Annotated in this window: 9 protein-coding genes and 2 tRNA genes; 8 read left to right on the top strand and 3 right to left on the bottom strand. The window is 34.5% G+C overall.

Annotation, left to right across the window (positions count from 1 at the left end):
• Positions 1-79 precede the first annotated feature (79 nt).
• Positions 80-161: transfer RNA gene (locus SLH52_RS23070), tRNA-Leu, on the top strand.
• Between the two features lie 305 nt (positions 162-466).
• On the opposite strand, the gene SLH52_RS23065 is transcribed toward SLH52_RS23070, so the two are convergent.
• Positions 467-1486, bottom strand: a complete 1020-nt coding sequence (locus tag SLH52_RS23065; protein WP_320211545.1) for a beta-propeller fold lactonase family protein — start codon at positions 1484-1486, stop codon at positions 467-469.
• Positions 1487-1934: 448 nt separating this feature from the next.
• On the opposite strand from SLH52_RS23065, the gene SLH52_RS23060 reads away from it, so the two are divergent.
• From SLH52_RS23060 to SLH52_RS23040, 5 genes are all read left to right on the top strand, one after another.
• Positions 1935-2008, top strand: a tRNA-Gly gene (locus tag SLH52_RS23060).
• Between the two features lie 166 nt (positions 2009-2174).
• Positions 2175-3305 (top strand): tRNA epoxyqueuosine(34) reductase QueG, encoded by a 1131-nt coding sequence (queG, locus tag SLH52_RS23055; protein WP_320211544.1) that lies wholly within the window; start codon positions 2175-2177, stop codon positions 3303-3305.
• Between the two features lie 90 nt (positions 3306-3395).
• Positions 3396-4283: an amidase domain-containing protein gene (locus tag SLH52_RS23050; RefSeq protein WP_320211543.1), complete on the top strand. Its 888-nt coding sequence runs from the start codon at positions 3396-3398 to the stop codon at positions 4281-4283.
• 55 nt (positions 4284-4338) lie between these two features.
• Entirely contained in the window at positions 4339-4812 is a 474-nt protein-coding gene (gene trmL, locus SLH52_RS23045; RefSeq protein WP_320211542.1) for a tRNA (uridine(34)/cytosine(34)/5-carboxymethylaminomethyluridine(34)-2'-O)-methyltransferase TrmL, read from the top strand.
• A gap of 526 nt (positions 4813-5338) precedes the next feature.
• A complete protein-coding gene (locus SLH52_RS23040; protein ID WP_320211541.1) occupies positions 5339-7234 on the top strand; it encodes a PrkA family serine protein kinase in 1896 nt (631 codons plus the stop codon).
• Between the two features lie 1882 nt (positions 7235-9116).
• Here the strand turns inward: SLH52_RS23040 and SLH52_RS23035 are convergent.
• Complete coding sequence (locus tag SLH52_RS23035; RefSeq protein ID WP_320211540.1) at positions 9117-11423, bottom strand: YhgE/Pip domain-containing protein; 2307 nt, start codon at positions 11421-11423, stop codon at positions 9117-9119.
• A 418-nt stretch (positions 11424-11841) separates the two neighbouring features.
• On the opposite strand from SLH52_RS23035, the gene yhbH reads away from it, so the two are divergent.
• Together yhbH and SLH52_RS23025 are read left to right on the top strand one after the other, a co-directional pair.
• A complete protein-coding gene (gene yhbH / locus SLH52_RS23030) occupies positions 11842-13011 on the top strand; it encodes a sporulation protein YhbH (protein ID WP_214484326.1) in 1170 nt (389 codons plus the stop codon).
• Between the two features lie 138 nt (positions 13012-13149).
• The gene (locus SLH52_RS23025) at positions 13150-13431 is read left to right on the top strand and encodes a tyrosine-type recombinase/integrase (protein WP_320211539.1); all 282 of its coding nucleotides are present in this window, start codon (positions 13150-13152) and stop codon (positions 13429-13431) included.
• 42 nt (positions 13432-13473) lie between these two features.
• Here the strand turns inward: SLH52_RS23025 and SLH52_RS23020 are convergent, their stop codons facing one another.
• A complete protein-coding gene (locus tag SLH52_RS23020) occupies positions 13474-14511 on the bottom strand; it encodes a beta-propeller fold lactonase family protein (protein ID WP_320211538.1) in 1038 nt (345 codons plus the stop codon).
• Between the last annotated feature and the right edge of the window lie 172 nt (positions 14512-14683).

Raw genomic sequence — 14683 nt, 5'->3', positions numbered from 1 at the left:
ACTTAAAATCCTGCGGTAGGTGACTACCGTGCCGGTTCAAGTCCGGCCCTCGGCACCATTTATTATTATAGTAGTATTTGCCGGTGTGGCGGAATTGGCAGACGCGCACGACTCAAAATCGTGTTCCTTCGGGAGTGTCGGTTCGACCCCGACCACCGGTATTGTAAAAGAAAGTTAATATACATACATTCAGACGATGACTCTTACTGAGTTCATCGTCTTTTTATGTTTCATTGTACTGATCTCGGTACTAAAGGTCTTACGCATAGGGGGCTTTATATTACTTTCATTTTTGAAAGACTTAGGGGGCGATACCTTCTGACTTCCTCGATTTGATGGCACAGTGGGATTATTAAAGACACTAACACGCTAACACATAATTAATATAAACGATTTAACCACAGTTTAGAAATTGATAATTGAGATGGGGATGTTATTCAGATTACGAGTATTTATATATCGTTTGTTAAGTTGGTGTGAATGCTATATCAGTTATAGTACCAATTGTTGGAACAGTAGCAATAACTGAGTGTGTTTTTACATCAACGACTTTTATTCGACCTGCATTTATATAGGCGAATTTTCCATCTGGTGTAAACCTTACTAAATATGAAGTACTTAAGACGGGAACACTAGCAATTACCGAATGAGTTTTTGTATCTATAACTGACACATTATTAGAATTTCCGCTCGTCACATAAAGAAGTTTCCCGTCTGGCGTAACTGCTAATGATCCTGGATTACGTTCTACGGTTATTGTTGCAATGACTGAATGAGTTTTCGTATCTATAACCGATACGCTTTCTGAGTTGAAGTTTGCGATGTAAGCAAGTTTTCCGTTCGGATCAATAGCTAATACAAAAGGTCTAATTCCTACTGGAATAGTGGCAATAACTGAATAAGTTTTCGTATCGATGACTGAAACAGTTGATAGTTCATTCCCGTTGTTATTAGTCACATAAGCAAGTTTGCCATCTGGAGTAAACTTGATATCATCTGGACTTCCGTCAACATTCACTGTTGCAATTATCGAATGCGTATTTATATCGATAACCGAAACACTGTTGGAGCTAAAGTTTGTAATATACGCAGTTTTATCATCAGGTGAAATAGCTACATTTTGTGGTTCTTGTCCGACAGTAACCGTTGCGATAACAGAATAAGTCTTCGTATCAATGACTGATACAGCGTCACTAGTATTATCACTGTTTGCGACATAAGCAATCTTTCCATCTGCTGTAATCGCTATTCCTAATGGAGACAATCCTACATCTATAGTTGTCATAACAGAATGGGTCTTAACATCGATTACTGCTACGCTATTATCTCCCGTATTTGTGACATAAGCAATTTGTCCATCTGGTGTAAATGCGATAAAGTTTGGTGTATCACCAACTGATATCGTTGCAATTACGGTGTGCATTTTCGTATCAATGACTGATATATTATCGTTTGCACCTCTATTTGCTACATAAGCCAATACCATCGTACGTACCTCCTTTTAATCATATGTTCCAGTGTATGCTGAAAGTTTTGATGTGATAATGGAAATAGTCCATTCTTAATTGAGCAGATAAACTGTCTGTTCACCACGAAAAGAGGCTAAATACTCATATTTCACACAGAGTTAACATTGTTATTTCAAAGTGTGAGTATTCTATTTGAGTGATGTTGATGCATAGGATTAATAGCAAGGGTTCTTAATATTAAAGGACTTATTCAGACGAAGGATTGGATATTGTAGTGGACAAATATGATGTGAAAAGATATGTGGTTTTCTAGAGAGTTGCCTAATGGGTAAAAATGGACGAAAATAAATTATAACTTTTTTCGAATACACTATTGCATAATTCGACATAAGCTGATAAGATAATATTTGTCCCAGTTAATGAGTCTTACACAACGGACATTTAGCGGATGGAAAAACTTTATATGCGGGTGTAGTTTAGTGGTAAAACCTCAGCCTTCCAAGCTGATGTCGTGAGTTCGATTCTCATCACCCGCTCCAATACATATGATCACAACGCAGTGTTTCGTTTAAAGAAAACGAAGCATTGCGTTTTTATTTTATATTAAAATAATGTGATTCTTATAAAAAAATGAGCTACTATTATTTGATAAGATGTGATTTGGAAAACATATAAATACTAGAAAATAAAAAGGAGGTATTTGGTATGGATATCCAAGTTTTAAAAGAAGAAGTTATACAATATGCACACAAGATAGGAATAGACAAAATTGGTTTTGCAAGTACAAACGTTTTTTCACATTTAAAGGATCGGTTATATGAGCAGCAAGCGCTTGGATTCCAATCGGGATTTGAAGAAAGTGACATTGAAAAAAGAACTAACCCTCATTTATTATTACCGAAGGCTAAATCGATCATTTCAATTGCATTGGCCTACCCCTCAAAGATGAAAAAGACACCTAGAAGCACTAAAATGGAGCGTAGAGGAATTTTTTGTAGAGCTTCATGGGGTAAAGATTATCACTATATTTTAAGGGAGCGTTTGTTCAAGTTAGAAAGCTTTATTAAAGAAAGGGTACCTAATGTAGAGTGTAAGTCTATGGTAGATACAGGAGAATTATCTGACCGTGCAGTAGCTGAGCGAGCAGGAATTGGCTGGAGTGGGAAGAACTGTGCAATTATAACACCTGAGTTTGGTTCATTTGTTTATCTAGGTGAATTAATAACAAATATTCCATTTGAACCCGATCAACCAATAGAAGAGCGCTGTGGATCTTGTAATAAGTGTGTAGAAGCATGTCCGACTGGAGCATTAGTTCAAGGTGGCCAGCTGGATTCATCGAAATGTATTGCTTTCTTAACCCAAACAAAAGGATTTTTAGCTGAAGAGTATCGTGTGAAGATTGGCAACCGTTTATATGGTTGTGATACTTGCCAAATGGTATGTCCAGAAAATAAAGGGAAGGATTTTCATGTCCATGCTGAAATGGAACCTGATCCAGAAATTGCAAAACCGTTATTAAAGCCATTATTAAATATGAGTAATAGAGAGTTTAAGGAAAAGTTTGGGCACGTTTCTGGATCTTGGAGAGGGAAAAAACCAATTCAGAGAAATGCTATCATTGCATTGGCACATTTTAAGGATGAATCTGCAATTCCTGATTTATTAAAGTTAGTTACTGATGATCCCCGTCCTGTAATACGTGGGACTGCTGTATGGGCATTAGGAAAAATCGCAAAACATGATATTTTGTCACAACTTAATAAAACTAAAGAACAAGAGAATGATCCAGATGTTTTAAATGAATACGAAAAATTATTTTATTCTCTTTCATAATTAATGCAGTCTTTTACTTTTTTGTTATCTGGCTAATAATTTATACTTCACCACATATGGTAGTAATGAAGGCTTATAGGTGGTGATTATTTGAAACGGAGCATTCATTTATTAGTGAAAGATAGAATTGACTGCTATGTAAATAAAAACAGCACGAAATTCAATGTTCTTAGTGAAAGAGAACAACAAGCTCTCAAAAGAAAACAAGCTCTTTGTAATAAGAGATCAGTAGAAGTGTTAAAATGTAATGTTAAAGGAAAAATACTTGGAAAAAAACAAATTGCTGGCAGTACGAGTATTAATTATGTCTTACACTATAGAAGTTTGATGAAACAGGGAGATTTTTTTTACATTGAAGAAATTTGTGAACATAGAATTGCTTCCTTTCTGTTAAATGAACTTATTAATGATTTTGAAGATAACAATTTTGTAAGTAAGCAAGAACATGTACCTTTGGATAGAAATCATTCTGATGCAACGAGAAAAACATTTCAATATGATCGGCTAGAAGCTGTTCGATATGCTGAAACTTGGTGGAACAGTTATAATGTAAAGTATAAAAAATTTGAAGTAGATTGTACAAATTTTGTTTCACAATGTTTGCATGCAGGTGGAGCTCCTTTAGTTGGATATCCTAATCGTTCAAATGGGTGGTGGATGGCGGGGAATAGTTGGAGCTATAGTTGGTCTGTAGCACATTCATTAAGATGGTATTTATCCGGTGCAAATGCAGGTTTACGTGCAGTTGAAGTTGAATCTGCAAAGGATTTATCACAAGGAGATATTATATGCTACGATTTTGAGGGTGATGGAAAATTCGATCATACGACGATAGTAGTTGCAAAAGACAAAGAAAGTTATCCTTTGGTTAATGCACATACGGAGAATAGTAGAATGAGATACTGGTCATATGAGGACTCTACTGCTTATACCCCTAATATTAAATATAAATTTTTTCATATTGTTGGAGACAGCTGATTTTTTAAAATTTTGGTATAATAATATAGAATTTTATGTTTGAGGTGAGATAATTTTGGGAATACATGTTGTACTATATCAACCAGAAATACCAGCTAATACAGGGAATATTGCTCGCACATGTGCTGCAACTGATACGACATTACATTTAATCCGCCCATTAGGGTTTTCAACTGATGACAAGATGCTTCGTCGGGCCGGACTAGACTATTGGCAATTCGTAAATATTCATTATTACGACTCATTACAAGAAATTTTTGATAAGCATGAAAATGGACACTTTTATTTTATTACGAAATTCGGTAAAAAGGCACATACAGACTTTGACTATAGTGGTCAAGATACTGATCATTTTTTTGTGTTTGGTCGTGAAACGAATGGTTTACCAGATGAAATAATTAAAAACAACATGGACTATTGTTTACGTTTACCTATGAATGATAATGTACGTTCATTAAACTTATCGAATACAGCAGCAATTCTTGTGTATGAAGCATTACGTCAGCAAGAATATCCAGGCTTGTCGTAACAAATAAAAAATGACCTTCACAGTAATGTTGTGGAGGTCATTTTTTAATTGGCTGATTTTACGAACATAGACTTTGGTACGTATACATATAACATTCGAACGTATCTTTTCATAAATACTTAGCTGTTTCAGTTCATTTACGAAAAGAGTCTTTTAATTAAACTTGAAAGGTATTGTAAAAGGTCCTTTCAAAAAAATTAATTTTTAGCACCTGGTTTATCATCATACCCCGCTGTAAATATTGCTGATAAAAAAGCAACCATCACAAGTAAAATTAGAACTAAACGCATTAGTATATCCTCCTTCAGTACTATAAATGTGCCTATAAACTTACGATATTTTTATTATAACTTATCAGACAAGATGTGTGAATGAAAAGTATGATTAATCAGTCCAATTTATAAAATGCTTTATAAAGGACTTCTTACTGATATATTAGCCTAATTATCGTTTATTAATCATGCTATAGGTTATCCTCGCATACAGTATATTAATCATGGTACATGAAATTTTGAGGAGGTCCTTTATGGATATTTTAAAGAAAATTGAAACGTACAGAGAGGAAGAACAGCGGCTTAAATGGGAAGGTACCTTCGCGGATTATTTAGATATTTTAAAAGAAAAACCATATGTAGCACAATCTGCTCACTCTAGAGTGTACAATATGATTAAAGATGCAGGAATAGAAGATGTAAATGGAAGTAAACATTATAGATTTTTTAGTCATAAATTATTCGGTTTAGAAGAAGCATTGGAGAGACTAGTAGAAGAATATTTTCATCCTTCAGCAAAACGTCTAGATGTCCGTAAACGTATATTATTATTAATGGGTCCTGTAAGTGGAGGGAAATCAACACTAGTAACCATTTTGAAAAGAGGGCTTGAAGCATATTCTCATACTGACCGAGGAGCAATTTATGCAATTAAAGGGTGCCCGATGCATGAAGACCCACTACACCTGATTCCGCATCATCTTAGGGAAGATTTTTTTGATGAATATGGAATTAGAGTCGAAGGGAACTTATCGCCCCTTAATATGATGAGATTGGAAGAAGAATACGGTGGTCAAATTGAAAATGTATTAGTGGAACGAATATTCTTTTCTGAAGATAAGCGTACTGGTATTGGAACATTTAGTCCTTCTGATCCGAAATCACAAGATATAGCTGATTTAACTGGAAGTATTGATTTTTCGACAATAGCTGAATTTGGCTCAGAATCAGACCCTCGGGCATATAGGTTTGATGGGGAGTTAAATAAAGCAAACAGAGGAATGATGGAATTTCAAGAAATGCTGAAGTGTGATGAGAAATTTTTATGGCATTTATTATCTCTTACACAAGAAGGAAACTTCAAGGCTGGTCGTTTTGCACTAATAAGTGCAGATGAATTAATTGTTGCACATACGAACGAAACTGAGTATAGGTCATTTATTTCTAATAAGAAAAATGAAGCCTTACATTCTCGTATTATTGTTATGCCTGTACCATACAATTTAAAGGTTTCTGAGGAAGAGCATATTTATACAAAAATGATTAGAGAGAGCGATGTTGCTAACGTTCATATTGCACCGCATACTTTACGTGTAGCTGCAATGTTTACAATCTTAACAAGGCTTAAGGAACCGAAAAAAAATGATATTGATTTAGTTAAAAAAATGCGGTTGTATGATGGAGAATCAGTGGAAGGCTTTAACCCTATAGATGTGGAAGAATTGAAGAAAGAGTATCCAGATGAAGGAATGAGTGGGATTGATCCGAGGTATGTAATCAATCGAATATCATCAACAATTATTAGAAAAGAAGTGCCAGCTATTAATGCATTGGATGTTCTTAGGTCCTTAAAAGAAGGCTTAGATCAGCATCCATCGATATCAAGCGAAGAACGTGAGAAGTTTTTAAATTATATCTCTATTGCTCGCAAAGAATATGACGAAATAGCGAAAAAAGAAGTACAAAAAGCCTTTGTTTATTCATATGAGGAATCAGCTAAGACGCTGATGGATAATTATTTAGATAATGTTGAAGCGTATTGTAATAAAAATAAACTTCGAGACCCATTAACGGGTGAAGAAATGAATCCAGATGAAAAGCTAATGCGTTCAATCGAAGAGCAAATTGGCATTTCGGAAAATGCTAAAAAAGCTTTCAGAGAAGAAATTCTCATTCGAATTTCTGCGTATGCTCGCAAAGGGAAAAGATTTGAATATAATTCTCATGAACGTTTACGTGAAGCTATTCAGAAGAAATTATTTGCAGACTTAAAAGATGTAGTCAAAATAACAACATCAACGAAAACACCAGATGAACAACAATTGAAGAAGATTAACGAAGTTGTTGCAAGGTTAGTTGATGAACATGGCTATAATTCTACATCAGCAAATGAATTACTGCGTTATGTTGGTAGCTTGTTAAATAGATAAATGACTTAAATAAAACGTAAAATTCATTATTGAATTTTACGTTTTATTTTGAATAATAAATCCATACGTTAAGGTGGACAATATTTAAGTAGCTTTAATGTAAATCTTATTTCAATAGTATACACAAAGAGGAAAATATTAAGAGAAATATTTATAAGCTTCTAATATAAAACTTAACGCACTTAAAATATGGCATAGTGAGAGGAACTTTAAGGTATGTAGACCTAAGTACAGTTTCATCAGGGACATGACGCACTGTACTTAGGGTGTATGAAATCAGAAAAAGTTTTGACATAAATTTTGACATGTTTTTAGGAAGGTGGCTTACCAATCCATCTTCTTATTTAATTATAGTAAATGATAAGTTGATATGTACATGTAAAATTGGTGGATGTAAACACAATCATTTCCTTATAAAGTAGTTTTTCCTAATACTATTGCGGAGACATTTATCTAACCTGATAACATGTATTAATGGCATTAACTGAATTACTACTTGTTTACTCATGGTTATGAACGATTTAACTTCACCACTGACTACGAACAATAAATTCACAGGGTGCTATATATTGAACTTCTTTATACCAAAGTTAAGGTGATAGCAGGTTTACTAACGATAGTCCGAAAGAATTTCTTTTCTAATCAATATTAATGAAAAACGTAATCAACGATTATCCCCATAGTAGAAACTATATGGTTAGATAACCGTTAATTATGAATGATAAAAGTACATCATTGAAAATGACATAGCAGTGTGGTAATAACATCTTAACCTAACATAGTGGCTACTTGTATAAAGCTAGATTTCGTGGGGCTAGCCCCCGACTCAATAATTTAGATGAAATAGAATGTATTTAAGGTATTTGAACGAGTTCATTGAAACCTGCGTAATATTTGAAGTAATTGAATAGATTCATTACTGGATGTTTTGCGGCGGATTTTGCTACTGGATAAATGCTGGATAATCATCTAAAAAGGTGAGAGGGAGTTTCCCCTATCACTCTCTAATTTCAAAATGGAATGATCTGCTATATATACTTACGAAACAATTATGAAACCTTTCTAATAATTGTACACTTGCTTTGATAATTTCTTACCTGTTTGAAGCAGAAACTTGACCCTTTCTAAGCACCAGTCTATTGTTAACATAGAACTTTTTCCATAGGAGTTTAGGTCTGCAATTATTTTAGAATCTATGATGCATACAGGAACATAGTCACTTTTATTAACTAGTTCCTTTATTATTGATTGGTTAGAAGTAGCTACATAATGAAATTCTTTTTTATGTTCTAAAAGCCAATGATCTTGAGTTGTGTCACAAACTAAAATAGCACGTACGACACCCTCGATAAATTCTATTTCTTCAACTAATTGTCTTATCTTTACCCCTTCTTTCTTGTATCTACACACAACAATGGAAAATTATACATAACTAATAGGTATTTAGTCTTGTATTTAATTAAAATGTCATAAAATGTTCAAAAATTAATAAGTATAAGTTTTTAAATAGTTTGATTATCCTTCCAATCGAAAGCTATTAACGTGGTATTTTTGTTTTGTCAAATAAGCATGAAGTATCGGCCTCAGTCAATGATGTAGATAGGATTATCCAACAGATAGAACCTGAAATAGAGTTCAACAGAAAGAACATCATATCCCAGGGATTCTTTTGCTCTCGTAGATAAAAATGGAACGGTAATTTGATAAAATGAGAGATTTATTAATCTATTGTAGCTACATATATATTATTAACCTTTTTAATGAAAAGGAATTTCAAGCAACAAGCAATGTAAATAATGCCAAATGAAAAAACTTTAAGATTTGAGTGTCTAGACCCGAATCTTAAAGTTTTTTACATGATTTTTAAATTTAATCTTTTTATTTACGCAGACAAACTTTGATCATGCGCAAGCTTTTTTGTACCAAATAAAAATGTACTTAATGTAAGCACTGAGAAAATCACAAAGTAAATGAGTAAAACTGAAGTGTTTGACCATATGAAGCCAGTATCATTAAGTGAAATAATAGACTTAAATCCAGCATTTGTATATGTTAATGGGAGGAGTTCACTCAAATTTCGTAAATTCTCTGGTAACATATCAATAGGTAGGTTAGCGCCAGTTATTGATAACTGAAGAACGATAAAAACAAACGCTAGGAAACGTCCAACATTTCCAGCAAGAGATACAAGGAAGAAGATAATCGTCATGAATGTTAAACTAACGAATATAGTAAATAATATGAATGAGACAACGTTTACTACATTCAGCTGTAAGAATAGTATCGTAACGATGGAAACTAATAATCCCTGGACTACTGAAAATAATGTCAACGTCATAAATTTACTAGCAAACAAGCTTATGGCTGATGTTGGTAGCTCTGGCTCAGATGGCTTTTTAAAGTCTATGATGAAAGACATCATTAAGATACCTACAAAAAGCGCAAGAGATATGATATATGGAGCAGTAGAATCACGGTAGTATTCGAAGCCGCTTACTTTCTCTTCAACAAGTTGCACAGGTGATGAAAACATTGCAATATTTTTATCCGAAGCATTGATGCTAGTAGTTTGTTGAGCACCTTCTTCAAGTCCTAATGCTAGCTCCTTGCTGCCCTCTTCAATTTGGCCAGCACCCGCATCTAGTTGTAATACACCGTTTGTTAAATCGTCCCAACCTGATTGTACGCTTTGATTACCTTCATTAAGTAGTTGCATATTACTATTAATGATAGTTGTACCTTCTGTTAGTGTTTTCCATCCAGTATTAACATCATTGTTGCCTATCCTAATCATTGAAGCTCCACTATGAATAGAAGATAAGTTATTTATTATTGAACTCCAAGATGAACTTACAATAGCTGTTCCATCGGCAATTTGTTTAGCTCCTGCATCTAAATCTAAAACACCATTATTTACTGCTTCTTGACCAATTATTAACTCACCAAGTCCTGCCTCTAATTGTTTTACACTTGGTGCAGCTTCGTCTAGTCCTTGAGCAACTAGATCAGCTCCAGGCTTCAGCTTAGTTTGGGTGTCATTCACCAATTCATTAATGCCTGCTGATATTCCGTTACTTAGTGCTAGTATAGTTGTGAAGTTTTCATCAGAATTAAGATTATGAGTGGCATTGTAAGCTTCTAGGAGAGTAAGTAGAGTTTGCATATTTTCTGCTAAATCTTTTGTTCCTGCAATAATACCATTGATACCATTAGCGACTTCCTGACTTCCAGGTGCAAGTAGTTCCATACCACTATTTAAACTCACACTTCCGTTATATGCATCATTTAACCCTTGGAGGATTTGTGGAGTATAATCTGCAAGCTCTTGACTACCATTTGCTAACATTTCTCCACCCTCAGCTAATACATCGATCTGCGCAGAGCCCTGTTTAATTGTAGTTAGTAATAATCCTATCGCGTCTTCAAGGTCCTTTGATCCACTAGCTAATTCATCAATACTTCCCTGCTTTGAAATTAAAGATGTTAACAATTGCTGTGTACCGGCTTCAAGCTCTTGTGAACCAGCAGCTAATTGATTAATTTCTGGAGCTTTTTGTTGTAAAGAAGATAGCATTGACCCTGTTCCTTCACGTAATTCCATTGAACCAGAATATAATTGATCTGAGCCTTCTGCAGCAGATTCAAAACCACTTGATATTTCACCAAGCTGCGCAAAAAGACTTTGTGTATAAATCTCAGTTATTTTATTCCCGAGTTGCTCCCGAATTTTTTCTGTAGCTCCACTTGTTACTTGAGCAGCTGTAAAGTTCAAGCCTTCATTTTGGTAATAAAGGAGTTCAGGTACCCTAGGGCTCTCAGTTAGTACTGTTGTAATTCTTTGAGAGAAATCTTCAGGAATTTCAATAACCATGTAATAATCTTGATTTGTTAACCCTTTATGAGCTAATTCTTCATTAACAAAGTGAAAGCCCAGTGTCATGCTTTGCTTCATATCAGCGACTAATTCTTCACCAATATTAATAGGCTCATCACCTGACATGGCACCTTTGTCCTTATTGACGACAGCAACAGGTAAATTTGACATATAATCATATGGTCCCCATGTAGATGAAAGTAGGATGGCTACGTAAACAATAGGAACGAGAAGTACAAGGATGACAGATAATAACATCCCCTTTTTACTAGTTAACTTTCCAAGATCAGTTACCAGTAATTTAAATGCATTCATTTAATCCCCCCTAAATATAAATGTATATATAAAAAAGAAACTGAATGATTATTATTAACTGAATATTCAATCAGTTTCTAATGATTCATATATTCTTTGGCTAAACTCATTAATCCTGCTAAATTATACAAGTTTAAACATTTTTTCTTCTCTTTTTACATTCAGTAATTATAAGTATGCAAGCTATATCAACGTTTTTCTCTTACTTCCTTTAAACACGATTTGCAGGACTTGTCTAATTTTAATAGATATGTACCTATTTAGCTGAAATATTTGTCAATAATTCATCCTTACTGCATATGATAGAGTAACCAACCTTTCTAATGAGAAAAAAAGCACTATGATACGTTATGCAGGCAATGCGAATTTTGTGAATGGATTTTTCAGATTGTTAAAAAATTAAATAGGGGGATTAACAATGTCAGCAAAAAATGTGCGATCGTTTGTGGTTTCACGTGAAGATTGGTCCCTCCATCGTAAAGGACATGATGACCAGCAAAGGCATCAAGAAAAAGTACAAGAAGCAATTCGTAACAATTTGCCAGATTTAATAACAGAAGAAAGTATTGTCATGTCAAATGGACGGGAAGTAATAAAAATCCCAATTCGTTCATTAGATGAATATAAAATTCGATACAATTATGATAAGAATAAGCATACTGGTCAAGGAGATGGAGAGAGTAAAATTGGTGATGTAATTGCACGTGATGGTACACCTTCCAAAAAAGGTGCAGGTAAAGGGCAAGGGGCTGGTGATCAGCCAGGAGAGGATTATTACGAAGCAGAAGTTTCTTTAATGGAATTAGAACAAGCGCTATTTAAAGAGTTAGAGCTTCCTAACTTAAAGCAAAAAGATCAAGATGAAATTGTTATTGATAAAATAGAATTTAATGACATAAGACGGACTGGTCTAACTGGAAACATTGATAAAAGAAGAACGATGCTCTCCGCCTATAAAAGAAATGCAATGCAAGGTAATCCAAGTTTTCATCCTATATATCGAGAAGATATAAAATATAAAACATGGAATGAAGTTATAAAACATGAGTCAAAAGCGGTTGTCATTGCAATGATGGATACGAGTGGAAGTATGGGAATTTGGGAAAAGTATATGGCTCGTAGCTTTTTCTTCTGGATGACCCGTTTTTTGAGGACTAAATATGAAACAGTTGAATTAGTATTCATTGCCCACCATACAGAAGCAAAAGTTGTTTCTGAAGAGGATTTCTTTTCGAAAGGAGAGAGTGGAGGAACAATTTGTTCTTCAGTTTACCGTAAAGCACTTGAAGTAATTGATAATAAATATAACCCGGCTCTATACAACATTTATCCATTTCATTTTTCAGATGGAGATAATCTTACTTCCGATAACGCGAGATGTGTTAAGCATGTGAAAGAGCTTATGGAGATATCAAATATTTTCGGGTATGGTGAAGTGAATCAGTATAACCGTCACTCCACATTAATGTCAGCTTATAAAAATATAAAAGATGAAAAGTTCAGGTACTATATTTTAAAACAAAAAGCTGATGTATTCCATGCGATGAAAAGTTTTTTTAGAAAAGAAGAGGAAAAATTGTATGCATAACTGTAGGAAGTCAGCTGAGAGGCTGACTTTTTATATGGGATTTAATACAGAAGTAACAAGATTAATGCATGTACTTCATTGATTGGTAAACGAAGAAAAAGGTGACCTGTAACAGGAATAAACAAATACACCATCATCTTGAATGACAATGATTATTTATTAAAGTCATTACGTGGCTCCAATCATATTAAAAGATCACAAGCATGGAAAATTCTAAATGAAGCAGCAAAAGAGGTTGGGGTGTCTGAGTGTGGATGTCATTCAACGCGAAAGACGTTCGGATACTTCTTTAACAAGAAATATAAGGATATAGCTTTACTTCAAGAAATATTTAACCACAGTCACCCTTCTGTTACCTTGAGGTATATCGGTATTAGTCAAGACCTTGTGGATGAAGCTGTGGATGATTTTAGCTTATAAAACTGATTTTGTATTGTGGTTACTAAAAATTAATTAGATTGTTTATGTTAATTCTGCTACAAAAGCCAATTTTCCATCGGGCGTGAAAGCAATCCTTCCTAATTGGAGATCTATAGGAATAGTAGCAATCACACTATGAGTTTTCACATCGATGACTGATATTTTAACATCATCTTCATTAGTAACATAAGCGATTTTCCCATCAGGTGTGAAGGCGACATCAAATGGACCTTTCCCAACTTGAACAGTAGCAATGACGCTATGAGTTTTAACATCGATGACTGATACTGTGGCATTAAATGCATTAGTGACATAAGCGAGTTTCCCATCTGGCGTGAAGGTGACATCAAATGGTACTTGCCCAACCATAACAGTAGTAATGACGCTATGAGTTTTAACATCGATGACTGATACTGTGGCATTAAATGCATTAGTGACATAAGCGAGTTTCCCATCTGGCGTGAAGGCGACATTGAAAGGAGCTTGCCCAACCATAACAGTAGCAATGACACTATGAGTTTTCACATCAATCACAGATACTGTATTATCTGATTGGCTAGAAGATCCATTATTAGTGGCATAAGCGATTTTTCCGTCTGGTGTAAAGGCGACATCAAATGGAGCTTGCCCAACCATAACAGTAGCAATGACACTATGAGTTTTCACATCGATGACTGTAACAGTATTACTTTGTTTAGAGGCACTATTAATCACGTAAGCGATTTTGCCATCAGGTGTGAAGGCGACAACATTTGGGTTGAGGCCAACCATAATAGTAGCAATGATGCTATGAGTTTTCACATCGATGACTGTAACAGTATTACCTTGTTCAGAGGCACTATTAATCACGTAAGCGAGTTTTCCATCAGGTGTGAAGGCGACATCAATTGGACCTTGCTCAATCAGAATAGTAGCAACCACTTTAAGAGTTTTCACATCAATAACTGATACAATATCATCATCAAGATTTGTAACATAAGCCAGCTTACCATCTGGCGTGACAGAAACACCTGAAATGCCTGCTGGTAACAAAGTAACGATAACTCTATGAGTGCTCACATCAATAACAACAGTAGCCACCAAATCACCTCTTCAAAATTATTATTATTACCATAATATGAGGAGAGTTGTTGAACAATAATTAAAATTGGAATTTAGACTGATTACCATTAAAGATAATGAAGATTTTAGGAAACTCAAGAGTAAATATGTTTAGTTAGAAGTGAAGGCAATACTTCTAGGAGTGCTACCA

The sequence above is a fragment of the Cytobacillus sp. IB215665 genome, from assembly GCF_033963835.1.
GTDB lineage: Bacteria > Bacillota > Bacilli > Bacillales > SM2101 > Nanhaiella.
The sequence above is the reverse complement of the archived record's forward strand: the minus strand, read 5'-3'. Positions and strand labels throughout refer to the sequence as shown.

Bases quoted from the DNA above. Each gene is read 5' to 3' on its own strand.
- SLH52_RS23065 (WP_320211545.1), bottom strand. From the start codon at position 1,486: ATGGTATTGGCTTATGTAGCAAATAGAGGTGCAAACGATAATATATCA.
- queG (WP_320211544.1), top strand. From the start codon at position 2,175: ATGGATATCCAAGTTTTAAAAGAAGAAGTTATACAATATGCACACAAG.
- SLH52_RS23040 (WP_320211541.1), top strand. From the start codon at position 5,339: ATGGATATTTTAAAGAAAATTGAAACGTACAGAGAGGAAGAACAGCGG.
- SLH52_RS23035 (WP_320211540.1), bottom strand. From the start codon at position 11,423: ATGAATGCATTTAAATTACTGGTAACTGATCTTGGAAAGTTAACTAGT.
- yhbH (WP_214484326.1), top strand. From the start codon at position 11,842: ATGTCAGCAAAAAATGTGCGATCGTTTGTGGTTTCACGTGAAGATTGG.